Below are 19697 nucleotides of genomic sequence, written 5' to 3' on the forward strand. Positions count from 1 at the left end.
GCTTCAGAGGAATAAATCTCGTTTCTTCACCTGAAGCTTGACGACTTCTACAGCTTCAGAGGAATAAATCTCGTTTCTTCACCTGAAGCTTGACGACTTCTACAGCTTCAGAGGAATAAATCTTGTTTCTTCACCTGAAGCTTGCCTCAGGAGAATTTCCGCGATTGGTCTGGTGCTTTCACCTGGCATAGCCTCAACTTGCCTTGTGAAAGGAAGCTTTATCGCCTGCTTAGCTCAAAACAAATCTTATTTTCAGATATACAGAAAAAAGCTGATTCAAGCCTCTTGTCACGAGCGCTGGAATCAGCTTTTTAAAATTTATTGTTTTAGATAGCGTAATACTGGTTTTCTAGCTGCCAAAGTTTCATCGAGGCGGCTGATGACTGTTGTATGAGGCGCTTCTTGAACGATTTCAGGATTTTCCTCTGCTTCTTTCGCGATTTGCAGCATGGCTTCAATGAAGGAATCTAAAGTTTCTTTTGACTCCGTTTCAGTCGGCTCAATCATCATACATTCCTCTACATTGAGCGGGAAGTAGATGGTTGGCGGATGATAGCCGAAATCAAGCAGGCGCTTGGCGATGTCCAGTGTACGGACTCCTAGTTTCTTTTGGCGTCTGCCGCTTAGTACAAATTCATGTTTACAATGCTTGTCGTAAGGCAGGTCAAATGCCGGAGCCAGTTTTCTCATCATATAGTTTGCATTTAATACGGCATTTTCAGTAACAGCTTTTAAGCCATCTGGACCCATTGAACGGATATATGTGTATGCACGAACATTAATGCCGAAGTTTCCATAGTAAGGCTTTACACGGCCAATTGATTGCGGACGATTATAATCAAAAGAGAATCCATCCTCATTCTTCACTAAAATTGGCTTCGGTAAAAATGGAATTAAGTCTGATTTCACCCCAACTGGTCCAGACCCAGGTCCGCCGCCGCCATGAGGGCCTGTAAATGTTTTATGAAGATTTAAGTGAACCACATCAAAGCCCATATCACCAGGGCGTGCTTTTGATAACACGGCGTTCAGGTTCGCTCCATCATAATAAAGCTTTCCACCAGCACCATGGACAATTTCAGCCATCTCTAGGATATTTTCTTCAAATAAGCCGAGCGTATTTGGATTTGTCAACATTAATGCAGCCGTATCATCGCCTACAACGCGCTTTAAATCCTCAAGATCTACTAAACCATATTCATTTGATTTTACCGTTAATGTTTCAAAGCCAGCCACTGTTGCGGAAGCAGGATTTGTTCCATGTGCAGAGTCAGGCACGATTACTTTCGTCCGGTTATGGTCTCCGTTTGCTTCATGATAGGCACGAATCATCATTAATCCAGTCCATTCGCCATGAGCACCTGCTGCAGGCTGAAGAGTTACCTCGTCCATGCCTGTAATTTCCACTAGATGTTCCTGAAGGTCGTACATTAGCTCTAGAGCACCTTGTACGGAACTTTCGTCTTGCAGTGGATGGAGATGTGCAAACCCATTAAAACGAGCAACATTTTCATTGATTTTCGGATTATACTTCATTGTGCAAGAACCTAGCGGATAAAAGCCGGAATCTACTCCATGATTTCTTTTAGATAGAGCCGTATAGTGACGCATGATATCCAGCTCTGAAATTTCTGGAAGCTCGGCTGGTTCTTCACGGATATAGCCGTCTGGAATTAGCTCGGACAAATCTACTTCAGGGACATCCATTTCAGGAAGGCTGTAGCCGATTCTGCCTGGTTTACTCAATTCAAATACTAGAGCCTGATCTTCGTTATGCACGGTAATCCCCCATTTCTGCAACAAATGTATCAATTTCTTCTTTTGTTCTTAATTCTGTTACAGCGACAAGCATATGGTTGCAAAGAGCTTCATCATCACGGCCTAAATCATAGCCGCCAATTATCCCTTTTTCTAGAAGCGCTTTATTTACCTCTTTAACAGATGTGTTTAGCTTAATTACAAATTCATTGAATGATGCACCTTCAAAAGCAATCTCAAATCCGTTTGCCTTAAACTGCTGCTTGGCATAATGCGCTTTTTGCAAATTTGCCACAGCCATTTCTTTCACGCCCTTTTTCCCGAGCGCTGTCATGGCTACAGAGGCAGCTAGCGCATTTAATGCCTGATTGGAGCAAATATTTGAAGTCGCTTTATCACGGCGAATATGCTGCTCACGAGCTTGCAATGTAAGTACAAAACCACGTTTGCCATTTTCATCAACTGTTTGTCCTACAAGCCTGCCTGGCACCTTTCTCATCAGCTTGCTTGTTACAGAAAAGTAGCCGCAGTGTGGACCGCCAAATGCAGTTGGAATGCCGAATACTTGCGCATCACCTGCAACGATATCCGCGCCGAGTTTACCAGGAGGTGTGAGCGCGCCTAGTGAAAGCGGATTGCTTGAAACGACAAACATGGCTTTATGCGCATGGATGACTTTTTCCAGCTCAGCCAATGGTTCAATCCGTCCAAAAAAGTTAGGGTATTGCACAACAACTGCAGCGATGTCATCGCCTATCATCTCGTTTAATGCGTCCATATCTGTGATGCCATCACTATGAGGAATTTCGATAACTTCGATATATTGACCCTTCGCATATGCTTTCACAACCTCTTTAGACTCTGGATGAACGCTACTTGAGATAAGCACCTTTTTGCGTTTTGTATGGCCGGCAGACAGCATCGCTGCTTCCGCAAGCGCTGTACCGCCATCATACATAGAGGAGTTCGCTACATCCATGCCAGTTAATTCACAAATCATTGTTTGGAATTCAAAAATGGCTTGTAATTCACCTTGAGAAATTTCTGGCTGATATGGCGTGTAAGCAGTATAAAATTCAGAACGCGATAAAACATGATCAACAATGATTGGCATATAATGATCATATACACCGGCGCCCAAAAATGATGTATTCGTTTTTAAATCAGCATTTTTTTGCGAAAGCAATGTTAGTTCTTTCATTAAAGCAGGTTCCGTTTTTGCCGGCTTAATATTATATTCACCTTTAAAGCGGACACTTTCAGGAATATCACTGAAAAGCTCATCAATGGATTGTACTCCGACCGCTTCCAGCATTTCCTGCTTATCAGATTCGGTCATCGGTAAATAGCGATGTTTCATCGGTTTTCTCCTCCCGGTCACTTCTTTTCTTTTTTATAGAAAGGCGTTGCCGCCACTTTTGCTTTTACTCTCTTGCCACGAATTTCAACTTCGACTTCTGTATCTAATGCAGAAAATTCAGCGTTAACTAAAGCAAGACCAATATTTTTCTTCAAAGTTGGAGATTGAGTACCAGTAGTCACCTCTCCTATTTTCTCTTCACCAGCAAAAACAGGATAGCCATGTCTTGGAATTCCACGGTCAATCATTTCAATCCCGACTAATTTTCTAGTCAAGCCGGTTTCTTTTTGAGATTTTAATGCTGCTTTTCCAATAAAATCAGCTTCTTTATTTAATTTAACTGCGAAGCCTATTCCAGCTTCTAGCGGAGAAATATGTGCTGAAAGCTCTTGTCCATATAGTGCTAAGTTTGCTTCAAAACGAAGCGTGTCTCTTGCGCCTAATCCGCACGGAAGGACTCCGTCTTCTTTGCCAGCTGCTAAAATTCCATTCCAAAGTGCAACTGCATCTTCGTTATTGCAGTAGATTTCAAAGCCATCCTCACCTGTATATCCCGTTCTGGATACAAGAGCGCTTTTGCCATTAAGCATTAATTCTTGGCGGAATTTAAAGAAACCAATTTCGCTTAAATCAGCATCCGTTAATTTTTGCAGCACTTTTTCTGCAAGCGGGCCTTGAAGTGCAAGCTGTGACATTTCATTTGAAAGGTTTTTAATTTGAACATCGCCTTCAAGATGCTGCTCAAGCCATTCATAGTCTTTTTCAATATTTGCTGCATTTACTACTAGCAAATAATTTTCGTCTTTTATTTTATAAATAAGCAAATCATCAACAGTTCCACCATTTTCATAGCACATTGCTGTATATTGTGCACCGAGATCTTTTAGCTTGGAAACATCATTCGTCATCATTTTCTGAAGATATTGCAAACTTTCCGGGCCTTTCACTTCAATTTCTCCCATATGAGAGACGTCGAACAGTCCCGCTTTTGTACGGACGGCTTCGTGCTCCTCTTTTATGCTTGAAAACTGAACTGGCAGATCCCAGCCTCCGAAGTCAATAGTTTTTCCACCATATTCCTTATATACGTCATGTAAAGGTGTACTCTTTAACTGCGACATTTACTCATCCTCCTTTATCATTGTCATGTCCATTCTTAGCTGCAACTAATTTTCGCACAAAAAAGGACAGAGAATCCCCTCATAACTATGAGAAGATCCCTGTCCTTTCACCTGAGAGTTTACTGCCGATAACAGCTTTCCCCTTGGGTGGCCCACTCAATCTCGAGCTCTCTCCAGAGATGCGTCAAACAAGAGTTCTTTTGCCTGAGAGATTCACAAATGGCATTTGCTTGCTCCTTCGGCGCTACAAAACGTAGTCTCTCCCCTTGCAATCATTCGCATTTATAATTTTTTCCAATTTTGCACATACTAAATAAGGACAAACATTAGCTTCAAATTATTAAAGTTTATTCGACTTTTCAAGGAAGCGATTCTTTCGCATTCCTAAAGGATTGTCGAAAATTCTAAACTTTCAAAGCTACTTTCATCCTACCATCCTATTATGATTTGGGCAATCATTTTATTGCAATTAATTTAACGTTTTTACAATGGTAAAATGAGCAATTCATAGGCATACACCATTAAGCTTATGTTCGTGTTTTAAACGCTTTCAACACTATTTTTGCGAAAGGAGCTTTGTTTAGAATGACAGTACATATCGAATTTGACTCATCTTGGCAAAATGAGTTTATACAGAGAATCGACAATGACGGACCGTGGGGCAGCTGGGAGCTTTACAAGCTGGCTATTGAAGTAGAAAAACATACCGTCATTCCGGAGTTTGCGGGCTTGCAAGCCCCGCTCCACTTACCGAATCTGACTCCGCTGCCTCATCAGCTCGAGGTTGCCCGTCAAGTTGTAGAGAACATGAATGGCAAAGCAATTTTAGCAGATGAAGTAGGTCTCGGAAAAACAATCGAAGCAGGGTTAATTTTGAAAGAATATATGATTCGCGGTCTTGTAAAGAAAGCTTTAATACTTGTTCCAGCTTCTCTTGTAACTCAATGGTCAATGGAGATGAACAGCAAGTTTTTCATCCCTGCTGTTGCTCAAAGGAAAAGCTATGTATGGGAGCAATGTGATGTTGTCGTCTCTTCCATTGACACTGCAAAAAGAGAGCCTCACCGAGAAATTATTTTTCAGCAGGATTATGATTTGATTATTATTGACGAAGCTCATAAATTAAAAAATAACAAAACGAAAAACTATGAATTTGTACAGTCTTTACGAAAGAAGTTTTGCTTATTGTTAACAGCTACACCAATCCAAAATCGAATTAGTGAAATTTTCAACCTTGTCTCTTTATTAAAGCCAGGGCATTTAGGGACAGAAACCGCTTTCTACGAAAAGTACCGGAAGGATTCACGCTCGCTGGATGATGATGAGCATTTGAAGCAGCTTGTAAATAAAGTCATGATTCGAAACAGAAGACAAGATACTGGAATTGAGTGGACGAAAAGACATGTAGAAACCATTCCAATTGAATTTTCAGAGGATGAAAAGAACCTGTATGATGCCGTGTCAAATATGCATCGTGAAGGGGATTGGATCAGCTCAAGCCAATTTTCAGTGATGACGCTGCAGAGGGAAGCATGCAGCAGCAGAGAGGCGGTATTTTATACGCTGCGAAATATGTTAAAAAAACAGGAAGAGCCGTCCATGCAATTTGAAGAAAAAATCCAGTCCTTAATTGGAAAGGTAGAAGCTGTACAGCGAAACTCAAAGGCTGAGAAAGCCCTGGATTATATAAATAAAATCAATGATAAAGTCATCATTTTTACAGAGTATCGCGCTACGCAAATGTACCTCCAATGGTTTTTAAAACAGCACGGCATTACCTCTGTCCCATTTAGAGGTGGCTTTAAAAGAGGCAAAAAAGATTGGATGAGGGAATTATTCCAGAACCACGCCCAGGTGTTGATTGCTACCGAAGCCGGTGGTGAAGGGATTAATCTTCAATTCTGCAGCCATATTATTAATTTTGATTTACCTTGGAATCCGATGCGGCTAGAACAAAGAATAGGACGGATTCATCGCCTCGGGCAAAAGAGCGATGTGCATATTTATAACTTTGCCACGAAGGATACTGTCGAAGAGCATGTCTTAAAGTTGTTATATGAAAAAATTCATCTCTTTGAAAAAGTGGTCGGTGACTTGGACGACATTTTAACGAAGCTTCAGTTTGGAAATATTGATGACCATTTGTTAGATATTTTTGGGAAATCCTCATCTGAAGGTGAGATGCGCATAAAAATGGATAACCTCACGGCGATGATAGAATTTGCTGAAACAATGAAGGAGGAGAGTGGCCATGCAGCAACAGGAAATTCATAACTTCTTGGAGAGGTATTTTCAATCGAATCAATGTGAAATCATTGATAACAAACAAGGTTATATGACTGTGCAATTAACAATTGAGCTTGATAAAGAATTGATGAACCGCCCGTTTTATTGGCATTATTTAGAGAAAACAGGCGGTATACCGAACCCTATGCAGCTTACACTTATAACAGACCCGACGATTGCACCAGAGGATATAAAAGGAGAAGTGATTCATTTCGGTTCTCCGCGGCTCCATCAAATTTTTCAATCAACAAAAAACCTTGCCGGCTATATTCGATTATACGAGGACCACAAAGCAGCACCCGGAGGACAAATGTCTCTTCGTCCCTGGCTCGGCATGAATCTTCGTATATCCTATCAATGTGATCGTAAAAAGGACATTTTTCAATCTATCGGTTTGCATTTGATCAATGGGCAAATGGTGGATCATTTCCATGATCGATTGTTGAAAGTAAACTTAACGCCCAAAATACCGGACTATACTTTTACACTCTCGCCATTTATTAAGCCGCAAAGCGGGATTGCTAGAGTAGCAAATTATTTGAAAGAAACCATTAGTATGGAGAATCATGACTGGGCCGATGAGGCAAGAGAACGGTGGCAAAAAGACTTGCAGCTACTGGAGCATTTTTACGAAGATACGGAAGATAAGGGCGAGAGCTATGACAATGAAAAAGCTGCCCTTAAAGATCAATATGAACCGAACGTTTGTATATCCATTGTCAATGGAGGATTATATTACTTAACCGATCAGGCTATTGGATAATTTTTTATTATCAAAACAAGAAAGAGCAAAGCATCCTTAATGAATGCTTGCTCTTTTTTGCTATTTCTTCTCTCTGCGCCTAAATCCATAATAAAAAATGTACGGAAGAACACCAAACCATCTGTAGAGCGCTGGTGCCTTGTCATCTTTTTTTACTTGCCGATGCTTTTTCCGCTCGTCCTTCGGCTGTTCAATATATTTGACGAACGTTTGAGTGATAAACTTTACATACTCATTTGAGTTCATATAGAACACACCTGCCTTTATCTATTAGCTACAGTATGTCCAAATTTGCATCTTTTCAATCGATTCAGCGCGCCAGGCTAAACCCTTTCCACCCATTTTATTATTTGCTGTAAATCGCTATCATAGTAGCCGTAGCCGATTGTATCTTTATGGCTTGGCATTTTAATAATCAGCTGAATCTCGTATAAGCTGTGAGCGATCTCTTTCACACTATACTCCACCAGTCCATCGGCATACTGAAACTGGCCATGAGGCGCAAATTCTTCATTTTTTAATTTCCGCTCTACTGTTTGTAAAGAATTCATAAAATAATACTCCTGCTTTAACAGTGCTTTTCCTTCGTGCAAAGTCCGCTTTTCGCTTAAATAAAGATCTGTATGAATAATAAGCAGAAATGAGGTGATGACGAGCAACATAAGTGCCAGCGGATAAACAAACCCTTTCTCATTACGGATCATAAGCTTTATCCTTCATAACCATAAACAAATGCGCCTGATGTTCCTGGTTGTATAAATCTTTGTATACCACCTTCACTCCTGAGGGTGTTGCTTCATATTGAACCGTATCAACCTGCTGCAAAACGATTTCATGACCTTGCATATTTACCCTTCTTCTAATGTTCTCCTGATATCGTTCATAGCTGACTGTATCACCATCCTTAATCAAAACAAGCTGATTGGAGCGGTTTAACATTCTTTCAGACATTCTTACTTCTTTTTTTAATTGGTTAACAAATACTTTCCACTCCAAGGATTGAACTCTTGCTTCAAACATACTATGGCTCGCAACAAACTTTAAGCTTAATGGAATAAATGACATGAGAATGAGGAAAATAGAAAATCCGAACAACATTTCTAATAATGTAAATCCTCTTTCATTCATATTGTTCACAAACTTCCACTCTTTTTTGAAAAACATCCTCATAGGCGATGCAGACTTGCAGCCGGGGAGTTTGCGCTTCTTTAACAATCAATTCAAAACTCCTCCCCTTCTCTGTTAAAGTGATTTCAACGGGACGTTGGCCTGTTTGACTGGCATGACTTAAATGTTCATATAAAATTTGGTTTGCCCTATAATCTACATTTGTTTGTACAGAATTAGTCACAGCCCTTATCACTAACGGAATCATAACGCCTGCTATCACTAGCCACCCTGCCAAGGTGATGATGAGCTCAGCTAAAAAAATACCATTACTCTTCCGTAACATAAAATCTTCCCCTGCCAATCTGAAACATTACTTGATATTTGACATCATCAGTTTGCACATAAAAATAACCGAACTTATTTACATTTCCATTAGCAGAGAATTGGAAATATAACGGCATTGTCCTTTCAATTACTTGATAGCGATCATTATACGTATGTGTCAGAATCGTTTGCTGTCCATCAACAAAACGATATTCATTCTGATCTGGTAAAATGAACACACTTACAATCGTTTGATTCGCCAACGCATAATTTTGTGCATACAGTATATCAGCTTTAAATTTCGCAAAAAATGCCTCATCATCCATCCTCTGAATGCGCGGTGAAATCATTAATGCTGAAATGGTCATGATGAGCAGAAAGATACTCAATACAATTAATGACTCTATTAAAGTAAACCCGCGCTCGTTATTATTCTTTTTCACTCTTCACAACACCATTTGCAATAATGATCGCCTCGCCACTTGGACAATGTGTCTCCCCCTCGTTTAAATATCCGGCAGACACTAATTCCTGAAGTGACACAGGCAGTTTATTGTTGGCTATTTCATATGCTTGAACCTGACCTTGAACCATTTTTATAAATGCCTGGCACCCTTTATTATTGATCTCCGAGTTGTTTTTAGTAATATTAGGAATGGTAATGATGAGCAGAACTGATATGACAAGTAGAACAATCATCATTTCTATCAGCGTAAATCCATCTTCCTTTTTCTTTTTCATCAATTTATATTCCCTCCAATAGATGAAACATTGGTAATAATACAGCTAAATACATAGTAACAATGAGAAATCCGATGACGCTGTATATAACGGGCTGGATAATTTTCAATAATTGATCTGTTTTATTCTCAAGCTGCCTTAAACAATGCTTACTAAAATAATACAGCTCTTGTTCAAGCCGCCCATTATTCTGGCCATGATTAATCACATGATAAAGCTCCTTCTCTAAAAAGGAATATTCTGCAAGCAGCTCCTCCATTTTTTCACCGCTTCTTAACCTTCTTTTCATCTCCAGCCCAACTTCTTGATAAAGAGGTTGCTTTTGATTCTTCTCAAATAAACTAAAAGCCTCATAAATTGATAATCCTGCTGATAATAAATAGTGAAGCTGAATCGTAAAGAAATGAGTATAGAACAGTCGAATATATGCCCCTGCAACAGGAAGGGACGATAAGATGGAGGCTTGCTTTATACGGGGAAACTTTTTGAAGAAGAAAAAATAATAGAAGCCACATGTGACAGCAATTAAAATAATGAGGAAAATACAAAGCGGCAAGTATTCGCTAATAAAGCGAATCATTTTAGTAAAGGTATTCTCCTGCAAGTTCATTGAGTTAAACAGGATCGTAAATCGCGGTAATAAAACCGCTTCTACAAAAAAGAATAATATAGCGGTTATACACATTAAAAAACTCGGATAGACAGCAAGCTGTTTTAATTTCTTCAAATCACTTCCTCTTTTTAACATCATCTCGCTACCTTCATGGAAAGCCCTTTCTAGGCCGCCATGCTGTTCGGCGAAAAAAACATAACCTATCAGATGCTGATTAAAACCTATCGTATGCAAAATTTGATGAAATGGATGTCCCTCCTTTAAGTCATTTAACGCGGCTGCAACCTGATTTTTTTTATCCGCTGAAAGATGTAATGTAACAGATTCAATTGCCTCTGCTAATGGATAGCCGCGTGAAAGCAGCTCCCCGATTCTTTTTAAAAATTGACATTGCTCTTTTAAGCTCCACTTAATCTTTGTCATCAAGAATCCACCGCTCATATTCACTTTCTTTAATATATCCAAGTGCAATCCCCTTTGTAATAACATCCTTTAATGTTTGATCCTTTACGTCTATACCTCTTCCTTGTGCAGTTTGCATAGCAGCCTTAAGCTTTTTGCCCGATAAAAATTCAAACACGCTAGCCCTTTTCCATCTCCCATAGCTGTAACAATATATTGAGCAATACGGACCGCAGAAAGGACACGTTAATTCAACCAGCCTTTGAGCAGTTACGGCCACTAATGTTTGCTCAATTTCCAGCCAATCGACACCGAATTCTGCTAATCTGTAAATCGCCCCGTTCGCATCACGCGTATGCATTGTAGTTAACACTAAATGCCCCGTTAACGCTGCCCGGACAGCAATTTTTGCTGTTTCTCCATCCCTTATTTCACCAACCATAATAATATCCGGATCATGTCTCAAAATCGCCTTTAACCCGGAAGAATACGTTACCCCTGCTTTTTCGTTCACTTGTACTTGGAGAACGGTGTCCATCTCTTTCTCTATTGGGTCTTCTAAAGTAATGACGCTTCTTTTATAAATATGGGAAGTTTCGTTGAGCAGAGAGTAGAGCATCGTTGTTTTGCCGCTTCCGGTTGGTCCTGTGAAAATAATCAACCCGTGGGCATGCTTTAATAATGCCAGCATTTTCAGTGTCATATGAGGAAATAAAGAGATTTGATAGAAAGGGATATGCGCTGCCTGCGGGAGAATGCGGATGACAAGGCTTTCGCTGTAACGTGAAGGTAAAGTAGAGAATCGCAGCCCGATGGATTGCCCAGCTATCTCATAAGAATGGGAGCCACTCTGAGGTTTTCTTTTTTCGCCAATATCCATTGAAGCGGTAAATTTAAAATGGGAAATGAGTCTGTCACATTCTTCTAGAGGAAGATGCAGTCTAGGAACTAAATGATTTGCATAGCGGAATTGAATAACGGTATCTTTTTTGCGGGGGACAATATGAATATCTGTTACGTGATTTCTGACCGCATCCCTTAAGATCGAAAATGCTAGTCGTTCAATCGATATCAACTTTTATGTTCACCACCTTTTTTAGGATAAATAATCTTTTCGACACTTTTTGCAAATCTCCTTTAATTTTAATAGAGAATTTTTCAAACTTAAATTAAGTGAATATTTTCTTAATTTATCGAAAAATTTCCAATTGATTAGGAAAATATTATATAATGGAGTTAAAAGGAATAGAGGTGAAAGCAGTCATGGATGAAACATTAAAAATAACGAATACATTATCTGATCCAACACGATACTATATATATCAATATATAACAGATAAGCACGGTCCGGTTTCCGTACAAGAAATTGCAGATAAGTTTACAATTCACCCGAATGTTGCAAGGCTGCATTTATCGAAATTGGAAGATGTAATGATGGTCATATCTGAAACAGTTAAAACAGGTAAAGGCGGAAGGCCGAGCAGACATTACCGCCTTTCAGACCATGCAATCCAGCTCCATTTCCCTTATAGGAATTATCAAATGCTTTCAGATATCCTTCTTGAAACGATGGTTACATTAGGTTCTGAAGGACAAAAAGCGCTATATATAACGGGTAAAAAATTTGGAGAAAAGCTGATGCTTGAGGAAAAACAAAAAACCGTACTTTCGGATATGTTGACTCCTTTGACAAAAGGCTTGCTTTAATCGTTCAGGCTGCACATGCAGCAGGCCTGCAGCCGGAGTTTAAATTAAATGGAGAAAGAATCCTATTTGAAATGTTCAATTGTCCATTTAAAGAATCAGCAAAGGACCATCAGGATTCCGTTTGCAAAATGCATTACGAATTTTTACGGGGGATGTTTGAGTCAGTATTTAATGACATAGAATTGAAAGAATTGGGCAATATGTTAAATGGATGCGCTTCCTGTTCATATGAAGCTGTCGCAAAATAAACAACATGCTGTTTACTTTTAACCAAGTCTTACCTTATAATATTGGAGTAATGGACATGTATGCGTTAAAGGAGGGATACATATGGATCGTATGTACAGAGTAATGGGATTCTGGACTGCTATTTTTGCAATTATGTTCTATGTAGGTGATATGTACACACCGGCTCTAATCTTTTTAGGCCAAACTGGATTTTTTGTGCTTTTAAGCTATTTAAAGCTTTCCGAACGTATGTATATTTATGTTTTTGGAGCATACTTAACAGTGTTCTTTATTGGTTTCACTTACTGGACAACATTCATGATGACACCAGGAATGGGTGGACACTAACCTAGCAAATGCAATTATGTACTTTATTAAGAAATAAAGAAGCGATGAGGGTCATCGCTTCTTTATTTTCTCAAAAAACAGACTTATATATTTTTTTCCTGAAGAATGACATGAAAAGCCTGGCTTATGCCAGAAGACATTATCAGTGATCTTATCGCGCGGTTTCTCTTCCCCGCTTCGGAAAATGGATTTTGATCTTTATGATTTTGCAGCTGGTCAAAAATGCCAGCATGAAGCAAAAATTCATCTTGCCTCCACTTATTCATCATTAAAAGCTAATGCTCTTCGCCAATGCGGATGAATGAATCAAAATGAATATGAGTGGTTATATCTATTTTCCCAGGTGTTTGCAAAATATTATAAACCATTTGATGACCATGATATCCTCTTAAGCTTCCTGAATGCCTTTGCGGCTGCGCCCACTCCAGGTTGGTATATCCGTAGTCCACTGTCAATACTAATCCTCTGATTAACGATTTAGCGATCTTACTAATGACTTCTTCCATTGCTAAAGGGATTTCTATTCTTTGGCCATTAGCTAAGGATAATTTACTTTGAAGCACAAAATCGGCAATGCGCTGATTTTTAAGTGGAATTTTCTCTTCAATCAGCTTATCTTCGCAAACCGTAATCATTACTTCAAAAATGCCGCTTTCTTGTTTTTCAATCACATGTACAGGCAACGCATCAAAAAGTTCATTTGAGAAGATCAGTCCCGAAAAAGGCGGCAATTGATTAACATCAGAAAGTTGCTTTATATTCGCTGTTATAGGGAGAAGCTCTTTTTGCTTTTCTAGATGATTTAAGCTTCCATCAATCAAGAAATAATGCAGCGGTTCATTTGTAATGGTAGACCATTCGTCAATAAAAGCTTTCGCAAATCGTCCATTGCCGGCGCCGATTTCGCAAATCTGCGCTGGGAGACCGTGCTTGTTCGCTTCTTTATAGTACCATCCTGCAATGGTTTTTCCATAAACATCCGCTATATTGCTTGAAGTAATAAAATCGCCTGAAGGCCCGATCTTTTCTTTATTACTCATATAATATCCGTATTGCGGGTGATAAAGGCATAACTCCATAAACTCTGCATAGCTTATCTTTCTGTCATTTTTATTAAGAATATAATCATGCACGTAGCTCATTTGGACACCTTTAGCAGCCTAAAAGCCATTTAAAAACGGGTTCGAATCCATTTCATTGCCTACCGTAGTTGCCGGTCCATGTCCAGGCAGGACAATGGTTTCTTCCGGCAAAACCATTAGTTTATCATGAATGCTCTTTATCAATTGCTCATGATTTCCGCCAGGTAAATCAGTACGTCCTATACTTCCGCTAAACAACGCATCTCCAGCTACTACAATACCGGCATCTTTTAAAAATATGGATATGCTACCAGGAGAATGACCAGGTGTTTCAAGCACTTGAAATGAAAAAGCCCCAAGCTGCATAGCTGATTCTCCCGCTATAATTCCATCTGCAGGCTTTAATCTAATAGGTTCGCCATATTGAAACCTTTGGGAGCCATTTAATGCCGGGTCCAGAAGCCATGATGCTTCTTTTTCATGAATATAAACTGGAATATCATATTTATTGCGAACGGCATCTACTGCCCCGATATGATCAAAATGAGCATGTGTCAAAATAACTGCAATTGGCTTCAATTTGTATTCGTTAATATATTGGTTTAACTTCCCATCTTCGCCGCCTGGATCAATAATTAAACAGCTTCCGCCTTCTTCAGCTAATAGGTAGCAATTTGTTTGTAAAGGCCCTAGTGGAATTTGGGCATATTTCATGAAAAGCACCCCCATAAATTTTCGTTCCTTTCATTCTACACCATATGTTTGAGAGAGTTAAATGAAAGAAGCAAATGTATATGATTCTTTTTTAAAGAAGATTCTTTTTTATCCAATAACTTTTCTACTGCTACCGCAATCTCGCTCTTTTAGACCTCGACAAACTTATAAAAAAAGTATAAAATAAGATGCGAATGTAAAAATAAGTATTACATACGATTCCAAACCTTTGTAACAAGGCATTGCCTACTGATCAAAAATAAAGGGGGCTATTATAATGGGACTAGTTATTATTACTGGTTTAACAGCTATTTTAGCAATTTTCGGTCTAATTAGTGCATTAAAAAACAAAAACCTCGTTGGCATCATGTTCGCATTCGGAACAGCTGCTGTTTTTGGCTGGTTCGCAGTTATGACATTAATTAATAGCGGCTACCCAGCAGTTCACTAATTGTGTCTGCGAAAATAAAAAGACTGCCTTTTAGGCGGTCTTTTTATTTGGCTCTATGCTTTTATTTAAACAAAAAACTTGAAGGCTGATTGGAGCATAAGTGCGAGACTCCTGCGGAGGGGACAGGTGAAACCTTAAAGCTCACCACCTCCCCGCTAATAAGCAAGCATCTAGAGCAGCAATCAACCATCCATCACTATTTGAAATAGCGAAACAGCTTAATTTTGTTATTCATCCAGCTGAGATTCTACTCTTTTTACTTTATCTTCCATTTTCCGATGCACATCTCTGCGGTCATCAATGCGGATATTCGTTGCTACACGCGCAAGCCCAGCTTCAAAAGGCACCTCATGCATCGCTTGAATCACTTCAAACAATACTGGCAGTTCTCCTTCAATAATCGTATTCATAGGCGTAAGCTGATAGCGAATCCTGCCTTCTGTCTCATATTTTTTTAACACCTTTTGAATGTTCACAACATAACTGGATACACTTGGTGAATTCGTCCCTATCGGTATAATTGTAACGTCTACTATCGCCATGATGTCATCTCCTTTAACAAATATACTACGTTGTCCATTATGACCTATTTGCATAAAATGTTAAACCAACATGCTTTATTTCTCTGTTAAATTTACTACTTCTTTTTTATTTACAAGGAATAGTTTATCTAAATAATGTCCGTACAAACATTTTTCTGCATCGGGCGAACAAGAGAGCGGTTCATTTTCGACTGACTCCAATACAGTCTCTTGATCACCTTTTAACAAATCAATAAGGATTAAGTCATATTTGCCATGATAAGAATCTGCTGCAGTACTATATTGCGGTTTAAATAGTAGAAAGCGTTGGTTAGCAAGCATCTCATATTGTGGAATCATCCAGCCAGAGAAGCTCGATAAATGCGGAATCGAAGTGGAGAATATTTCCTGATACTTATTATTCATAAACGTATAAACGGCCTCTTCATCATGATTTTCCGAAACACTTACTGTCATCATCATTTCAGAAAAAGTATCAACATAATAAACGTCTGAAAACCTCTCAACCGTTTTTCCATCCTTTGATTGTTCAATAAGCGAAGCAACTAAAGCAGGAGCATCCTCATCCCAATTTAAATAGACAAATTTATCTTTGCTCACCCAATGAACAAAAGGCTCAGGAATGGTTATCTCTTCAACTTTTTGTTGCTCAATCGATAATAAATACGATGTAAAGGACCAATCTTCTGCGAATGTTGATATGATTATTTCCGCCGTTTCATAATGATTCCACGAAACAAATAGCTCTGTACCATCTACCAATTCACTCCATTGTACTTGTCCATCACGGCTAATGACATCTAAAAGCCACTGAGACGGGGTAGAGGCAGATTGAACAACGATATGTTCAGTATCTGGACTTATGTATACCTCATTTATCGGGTAATCACTTTCAAAGAGCAAGCTTTTTTCACCTGTGTTCAATTGAAATGTAAATAATTTGGACGATGAATCTTTATCCGAAGTAAATAGGATTGTTTGATTATCAATCCATCCATAGAAGACCGCGATTTCATCATTGGCAAGCTGGAGAGGAACTACCTTCTGTAGTGTCGAATCCTCTTTCGGAGAAGTTGTCACCTTATCTTTTGGAGACTTTGTTTGATCTGCTTCGTCCATTTGACAGCCGACTAGCAGCAGTGTGGAAAAAAACAATAGAATGAACATTAAATATTCTTGCTTATTTGCTACCAAAATTACCCTCATAAACTTCCCCCACACCCCCAATGTAAAATCTGTTTAATATGCTCATATCTTTCGCATGTGTCGGCATAATAAAACAATCATCGTTTTTTAAAAGATTTCGTCTTTCTTCTGGTAAAGTTTCGATATTGCATGCGAAAAAGCCGTTCCCGGCTTTTTACATGCAATAATTATATTTTCCTATTGAATTCCCAAAAACATTGTAATCAATAGTAAATTCTAAACTGATTAACTATGAAATACAAGCGGCAAACGGTATAAATATTAAAATAATTTTTAAACACTCATATTGTAAGGTTTATCATGAAAATCTTCCACTACATATATAACGAAGCTAGAAAAACACCAAGCATTTCTTCATAAATATCTTCATATTGTGATAGTGGCAATGGGTTAACACCCTTTCCTAACTCCATCGTGAAGCCCGGTTTTCTATAGTCTTGAATAAACCAGTCCTTAAACCCTGCATAACTGTCGATATTTTGAACGGAGCGATACCCGCTCACCCTTGCAAATTCTTCTGCTATTACAGCTGATTCAGGAGGCTCTAATCCCTCATATCCCCAATAAAACTCTTCACCTTGAGTATGAAATGCCAATACACGGTCAAAATTACTCTCTCTTACTAATTCAGCCAAAGCAATCGCCTCTGGCTCTGTCAAAGGCTGTTTTCCGGGAAAGTCCCGTGGAGAAGGTATATCAGGATTTCTACCTTGTTCTATTTCCCAATTTGCAGGGTACTGTTTATTTAAATCCACCCCTCTAATATTTGCCTTCCAGCCTGAGAATTCATCGCTGCCTTGATTCATTTCCAATACTTGCTCACGTACCTCTGTAGGCGGGCCGCTTAACACTAGGTCTACACCATCTGGATTAACCATCGGCACAATAGAGAGCTCAGTTTCATTATAAAATGGCATTGTCGCTAGTCCACGTAATGGTTTGGCGTTTGTTAACGAAAGCAGATAGCTGTTCAATAACGCCATTAAAATAGGCGTGGTAATCCACTCATTTGCATGGAAAGATGCATTTATATGGACCTTCTTTTGCCCATTTCCAATTTTCAATTCATATATCGGCTGGCCAAGAACCGATTCGCCAATAACATCCACACGTATAAAAGGATATGCATTTTGAATTTTATCAAGATCATTCAATAAGGTTTGATATCCATAGCTACGTTTTCTATCCATTAATGGTGTAATTATTCGAGTTGGCAGTGAAAGCATTGTTCCAATTGATAATGCATTGGGATTTACATGCTGATTAAGCAGCAAAAGTACATCAACGGACAGGTTTCTCGCGGTTGCAAGCTTCCAAAGGGTATCGCCTTGTTTAATTGTATACTCACTAACATTAAAACCTGGAATCTGCACTTCCTGACCAATTTGTAATGCTGTTGGATTAATCTTTCGGTTGGAATCTACCAGCAAATTAACAGGTAGCATGAAAAGCTGACTGTAATACCATAATGAATCGCCTGATCGAACATGGACTCTCACTTTCATCCTCCTCTCCATCACTTCATTCATATGATGATGGTTAGTAAAAGATGACTTTCAGCCCCGTCTTTCTAGCCGCACTTGGACTAGTGCATGCAAAAAATTGCCTGGTGTAAAGCAGGTTCTCATTTTTTTCAAGCTAGGTTAGCTGGTCAGCGATCCAGGCAGCACCTAAAACCCCCGCATCATTTCCTAGTGAAGCAAGTTTTATTTCCGTTGTTTCCTTGACTGTTGGAAAAAGATGCTGCTGATAATAATGGTTTAATCTCGTTAAAAGATACTGTCCCGCTTTCGATACTCCGCCGCCGATGACAATCTTTTCAGGATTCAACGTATTTGCAACATTAGCTAATGCAATACCTAAGTGCTCGAGAGCGTAATCAACGACTGATTTTGCCTGGTGATCCCCCCGTTCAGCAAAATCAAATACATTTTTAGCGGTAATCGTACCATTTTGCTTATAAAAAAATGAAAGTCCACCATCAGAATGATCATTAGCAATAGCTAATGCCGCTCTAACAATCCCGGTAGCAGAAGCAATGGTTTCTAAACAGCCATGCTTGCCACATTTACATAGATATCCATCTTTTGTATTTGACGCCAAATGTCCGATTTCTCCAGCCGCTCCACCTGCTCCATGGACAATATGACCATTTATTACAATGCCGCTGCCGATACCTGTACCTAACGTAACTAAGACGAGATTTCTTGCCCCTTGCCCCGACCCTTTCCACATTTCTCCTAATGCGGCACAATTGGCATCGTTATCAATAGCAACAGGCAGTCCAGTCGTTGCTTCTAAATTTTTTTTTAGCGGATAAGCAGATTTCCAGCTTAAATTTGTCGCTTCACGGACAATCCCTGTAACTGCATTTACTGATCCAGGTGCACCTACACCAATTCCCATTAGACAAGTATTTTCAGCACCAAGCTCCGAGCATTTCTTTTCAATTTCATATTTCAATTGCTCAGGAATATTTCCCCCGTGATTACGATGATCGGTAGGGATTTGCCATTTGGATACAATATCACCTTTAGGTGTTATAAAAGCCATTTTCGATGTTGTTCCGCCGATATCGACACCAACAATCCATTTATTTTCCATAGTATCCACCTCCGTATAGAAGCTGCTTTGATGCAGCTATAGATGTGATCACCGTATGCACTTTATCATTTCTTTTTTTCTCTTTCCTTCTGCATTTCACTTCTAAGCAGGAGAACTACATCTCTATATGTTATTGAATCGAGGAGCTGCGCTTTATAAAGCTCAACAATTTCCTTTTCCATCATCTCTAAATCCAATAATCGTTCACCCATATATATAATGGCGCCATATTTTTTTAATAATTGTTGTACATCATATACTGTTTTCATCTTTTCCCTCTATTTCACTTGATTAATTACTGTAAAGTATAAATGAAATAAAAATGATGCTCAAGATA

At 39.1% G+C, this 19697-nt stretch carries 23 protein-coding genes, 1 pseudogene and 1 riboswitch; of the genes and pseudogenes, 5 read left to right on the plus strand and 19 right to left on the minus strand.

The window, feature by feature from the left end; translation table 11 throughout:
• Positions 1 to 318: 318 nt before the first annotated feature.
• Genes gcvPB through gcvT form a run of 3 tightly spaced genes read right to left on the minus strand, consistent with a single transcriptional unit; the run spans position 319 to position 4239 of the window.
• Positions 319 to 1779, minus strand: coding sequence for an aminomethyl-transferring glycine dehydrogenase subunit GcvPB (gene gcvPB, locus CWS20_RS10995; protein WP_066201130.1), 1461 nt, complete (start codon positions 1777 to 1779; stop codon positions 319 to 321).
• Positions 1772 to 3118: an aminomethyl-transferring glycine dehydrogenase subunit GcvPA gene (gene gcvPA, locus CWS20_RS11000; protein WP_066201131.1), complete on the minus strand. Its 1347-nt coding sequence runs from the start codon at positions 3116 to 3118 to the stop codon at positions 1772 to 1774. Before gcvPA ends, gcvPB begins: the two co-directional genes overlap by 8 nt.
• Before the next feature lie 17 nt (positions 3119 to 3135).
• Positions 3136 to 4239 carry a glycine cleavage system aminomethyltransferase GcvT gene (gene gcvT, locus CWS20_RS11005; RefSeq protein ID WP_066201134.1) on the minus strand — a complete coding sequence of 368 codons (1104 nt, stop codon included), beginning with the start codon at positions 4237 to 4239 and terminating at the stop codon, positions 3136 to 3138.
• 182 nt (positions 4240 to 4421) lie between these two features.
• Positions 4422 to 4515, minus strand: a riboswitch (glycine riboswitch).
• Between the two features lie 309 nt (positions 4516 to 4824).
• Between gcvT and CWS20_RS11010 the strand changes: the two genes are divergently transcribed.
• Both CWS20_RS11010 and CWS20_RS11015 read left to right on the plus strand, forming a co-directional pair.
• A complete protein-coding gene (locus CWS20_RS11010) occupies positions 4825 to 6513 on the plus strand; it encodes a DEAD/DEAH box helicase (RefSeq protein WP_066201139.1) in 1689 nt (562 codons plus the stop codon).
• Positions 6491 to 7288: a YqhG family protein gene (locus CWS20_RS11015; RefSeq protein WP_066201142.1), complete on the plus strand. Its 798-nt coding sequence runs from the start codon at positions 6491 to 6493 to the stop codon at positions 7286 to 7288. The genes CWS20_RS11010 and CWS20_RS11015 overlap by 23 nt, the downstream gene beginning before the upstream one ends.
• A 60-nt stretch (positions 7289 to 7348) precedes the next feature.
• Here the strand turns inward: CWS20_RS11015 and CWS20_RS11020 are convergent, their stop codons facing one another.
• From CWS20_RS11020 to comGA, 8 genes are all read right to left on the minus strand, one after another.
• Positions 7349 to 7534 carry a YqzE family protein gene (locus CWS20_RS11020; protein WP_066201145.1) on the minus strand — a complete coding sequence of 62 codons (186 nt, stop codon included), beginning with the start codon at positions 7532 to 7534 and terminating at the stop codon, positions 7349 to 7351.
• A 77-nt stretch (positions 7535 to 7611) separates the two neighbouring features.
• Entirely contained in the window at positions 7612 to 7992 is a 381-nt protein-coding gene (gene comGG, locus CWS20_RS11025; protein ID WP_066201148.1) for a competence type IV pilus minor pilin ComGG, read from the minus strand.
• The gene (gene comGF / locus CWS20_RS11030) at positions 7982 to 8416 is read right to left on the minus strand and encodes a competence type IV pilus minor pilin ComGF (RefSeq protein ID WP_066201151.1); all 435 of its coding nucleotides are present in this window, start codon (positions 8414 to 8416) and stop codon (positions 7982 to 7984) included. The genes comGG and comGF overlap by 11 nt, the downstream gene beginning before the upstream one ends.
• Positions 8409 to 8741 (minus strand): hypothetical protein, encoded by a 333-nt coding sequence (locus CWS20_RS11035; RefSeq protein ID WP_066201152.1) that lies wholly within the window; start codon positions 8739 to 8741, stop codon positions 8409 to 8411. Before CWS20_RS11035 ends, comGF begins: the two co-directional genes overlap by 8 nt.
• Positions 8725 to 9165, minus strand: coding sequence for a competence type IV pilus minor pilin ComGD (gene comGD / locus CWS20_RS11040; protein WP_066201154.1), 441 nt, complete (start codon positions 9163 to 9165; stop codon positions 8725 to 8727). Before comGD ends, CWS20_RS11035 begins: the two co-directional genes overlap by 17 nt.
• The gene (gene comGC / locus CWS20_RS11045; protein ID WP_066201890.1) at positions 9152 to 9463 is read right to left on the minus strand and encodes a competence type IV pilus major pilin ComGC; all 312 of its coding nucleotides are present in this window, start codon (positions 9461 to 9463) and stop codon (positions 9152 to 9154) included. Before comGC ends, comGD begins: the two co-directional genes overlap by 14 nt.
• 4 nt (positions 9464 to 9467) lie before the next feature.
• The gene (gene comGB / locus CWS20_RS11050) at positions 9468 to 10541 is read right to left on the minus strand and encodes a competence type IV pilus assembly protein ComGB (protein WP_326134822.1); all 1074 of its coding nucleotides are present in this window, start codon (positions 10539 to 10541) and stop codon (positions 9468 to 9470) included.
• The gene (gene comGA / locus CWS20_RS11055) at positions 10486 to 11553 is read right to left on the minus strand and encodes a competence type IV pilus ATPase ComGA (RefSeq protein WP_066201159.1); all 1068 of its coding nucleotides are present in this window, start codon (positions 11551 to 11553) and stop codon (positions 10486 to 10488) included. The genes comGB and comGA overlap by 56 nt, the downstream gene beginning before the upstream one ends.
• A 188-nt stretch (positions 11554 to 11741) precedes the next feature.
• Between comGA and CWS20_RS11060 the strand changes: the two are divergent.
• Both CWS20_RS11060 and CWS20_RS11065 read left to right on the plus strand, forming a co-directional pair.
• Positions 11742 to 12433, plus strand: a pseudogene (locus tag CWS20_RS11060) (helix-turn-helix transcriptional regulator).
• Positions 12434 to 12515: 82 nt separating this feature from the next.
• On the plus strand, positions 12516 to 12761 hold the full coding sequence (locus CWS20_RS11065; RefSeq protein WP_066201161.1) for a DUF2626 domain-containing protein: 246 nt from the start codon (positions 12516 to 12518) through the stop codon (positions 12759 to 12761).
• A gap of 83 nt (positions 12762 to 12844) precedes the next feature.
• On the opposite strand, the gene CWS20_RS29160 is transcribed toward CWS20_RS11065, so the two are convergent.
• The 3 genes from CWS20_RS29160 to CWS20_RS11075 are packed head-to-tail and all read right to left on the minus strand — an operon-like array spanning position 12845 to position 14557.
• A complete protein-coding gene (locus CWS20_RS29160) occupies positions 12845 to 13030 on the minus strand; it encodes a hypothetical protein (protein WP_338064073.1) in 186 nt (61 codons plus the stop codon).
• Between the two features lie 6 nt (positions 13031 to 13036).
• Positions 13037 to 13903 carry an SAM-dependent methyltransferase gene (locus CWS20_RS11070; RefSeq protein WP_338064074.1) on the minus strand — a complete coding sequence of 289 codons (867 nt, stop codon included), beginning with the start codon at positions 13901 to 13903 and terminating at the stop codon, positions 13037 to 13039.
• A gap of 18 nt (positions 13904 to 13921) precedes the next feature.
• A complete protein-coding gene (locus tag CWS20_RS11075; RefSeq protein WP_101226305.1) occupies positions 13922 to 14557 on the minus strand; it encodes an MBL fold metallo-hydrolase in 636 nt (211 codons plus the stop codon).
• Between the two features lie 277 nt (positions 14558 to 14834).
• Between CWS20_RS11075 and CWS20_RS11080 the strand changes: the two genes are divergently transcribed.
• On the plus strand, positions 14835 to 15008 hold the full coding sequence (locus CWS20_RS11080; RefSeq protein ID WP_066201169.1) for a DUF2759 domain-containing protein: 174 nt from the start codon (positions 14835 to 14837) through the stop codon (positions 15006 to 15008).
• 227 nt (positions 15009 to 15235) lie between these two features.
• Here CWS20_RS11080 and CWS20_RS11085 read toward each other — a convergent pair whose 3' ends face one another.
• From CWS20_RS11085 to CWS20_RS11105, 5 genes are all read right to left on the minus strand, one after another.
• Positions 15236 to 15550, minus strand: a complete 315-nt coding sequence (locus CWS20_RS11085) for an MTH1187 family thiamine-binding protein (protein ID WP_066201174.1) — start codon at positions 15548 to 15550, stop codon at positions 15236 to 15238.
• Between the two features lie 75 nt (positions 15551 to 15625).
• Positions 15626 to 16756: a YqgU-like beta propeller domain-containing protein gene (locus CWS20_RS11090; RefSeq protein ID WP_066201177.1), complete on the minus strand. Its 1131-nt coding sequence runs from the start codon at positions 16754 to 16756 to the stop codon at positions 15626 to 15628.
• Between the two features lie 314 nt (positions 16757 to 17070).
• Positions 17071 to 18255 carry a M14 family metallopeptidase gene (locus tag CWS20_RS11095; RefSeq protein WP_066201180.1) on the minus strand — a complete coding sequence of 395 codons (1185 nt, stop codon included), beginning with the start codon at positions 18253 to 18255 and terminating at the stop codon, positions 17071 to 17073.
• Between the two features lie 139 nt (positions 18256 to 18394).
• The gene (locus CWS20_RS11100) at positions 18395 to 19360 is read right to left on the minus strand and encodes an ROK family glucokinase (protein ID WP_066201183.1); all 966 of its coding nucleotides are present in this window, start codon (positions 19358 to 19360) and stop codon (positions 18395 to 18397) included.
• Positions 19361 to 19425: 65 nt separating this feature from the next.
• Entirely contained in the window at positions 19426 to 19629 is a 204-nt protein-coding gene (locus CWS20_RS11105; protein ID WP_066201186.1) for a YqgQ family protein, read from the minus strand.
• Positions 19630 to 19697 lie beyond the last annotated feature (68 nt).

This window comes from Cytobacillus horneckiae (assembly GCF_002835735.1).
Taxonomy (GTDB): domain Bacteria; phylum Bacillota; class Bacilli; order Bacillales; family Cytobacillaceae; genus Cytobacillus; species Cytobacillus horneckiae.

Coding starts and splice junctions, on each gene's coding strand:
- gcvPA (WP_066201131.1), bottom strand. CDS start 3,118: ATGAAACATCGCTATTTACCGATGACCGAATCTGATAAGCAGGAAATG.
- gcvT (WP_066201134.1), bottom strand. CDS start 4,239: ATGTCGCAGTTAAAGAGTACACCTTTACATGACGTATATAAGGAATAT.
- CWS20_RS11010 (WP_066201139.1), top strand. CDS start 4,825: ATGACAGTACATATCGAATTTGACTCATCTTGGCAAAATGAGTTTATA.
- CWS20_RS11015 (WP_066201142.1), top strand. CDS start 6,491: ATGCAGCAACAGGAAATTCATAACTTCTTGGAGAGGTATTTTCAATCG.
- CWS20_RS11020 (WP_066201145.1), bottom strand. CDS start 7,534: ATGAACTCAAATGAGTATGTAAAGTTTATCACTCAAACGTTCGTCAAA.
- comGG (WP_066201148.1), bottom strand. CDS start 7,992: ATGATCCGTAATGAGAAAGGGTTTGTTTATCCGCTGGCACTTATGTTG.
- comGF (WP_066201151.1), bottom strand. CDS start 8,416: ATGAATGAAAGAGGATTTACATTATTAGAAATGTTGTTCGGATTTTCT.
- CWS20_RS11035 (WP_066201152.1), bottom strand. CDS start 8,741: ATGTTACGGAAGAGTAATGGTATTTTTTTAGCTGAGCTCATCATCACC.
- comGC (WP_066201890.1), bottom strand. CDS start 9,463: ATGAAAAAGAAAAAGGAAGATGGATTTACGCTGATAGAAATGATGATT.
- CWS20_RS11065 (WP_066201161.1), top strand. CDS start 12,516: ATGGATCGTATGTACAGAGTAATGGGATTCTGGACTGCTATTTTTGCA.
- CWS20_RS29160 (WP_338064073.1), bottom strand. CDS start 13,030: ATGATGAATAAGTGGAGGCAAGATGAATTTTTGCTTCATGCTGGCATT.
- CWS20_RS11070 (WP_338064074.1), bottom strand. CDS start 13,903: ATGAGCTACGTGCATGATTATATTCTTAATAAAAATGACAGAAAGATA.
- CWS20_RS11075 (WP_101226305.1), bottom strand. CDS start 14,557: ATGAAATATGCCCAAATTCCACTAGGGCCTTTACAAACAAATTGCTAC.
- CWS20_RS11080 (WP_066201169.1), top strand. CDS start 14,835: ATGGGACTAGTTATTATTACTGGTTTAACAGCTATTTTAGCAATTTTC.
- CWS20_RS11085 (WP_066201174.1), bottom strand. CDS start 15,550: ATGGCGATAGTAGACGTTACAATTATACCGATAGGGACGAATTCACCA.
- CWS20_RS11090 (WP_066201177.1), bottom strand. CDS start 16,756: ATGAGGGTAATTTTGGTAGCAAATAAGCAAGAATATTTAATGTTCATT.
- CWS20_RS11100 (WP_066201183.1), bottom strand. CDS start 19,360: ATGGAAAATAAATGGATTGTTGGTGTCGATATCGGCGGAACAACATCG.
- CWS20_RS11105 (WP_066201186.1), bottom strand. CDS start 19,629: ATGAAAACAGTATATGATGTACAACAATTATTAAAAAAATATGGCGCC.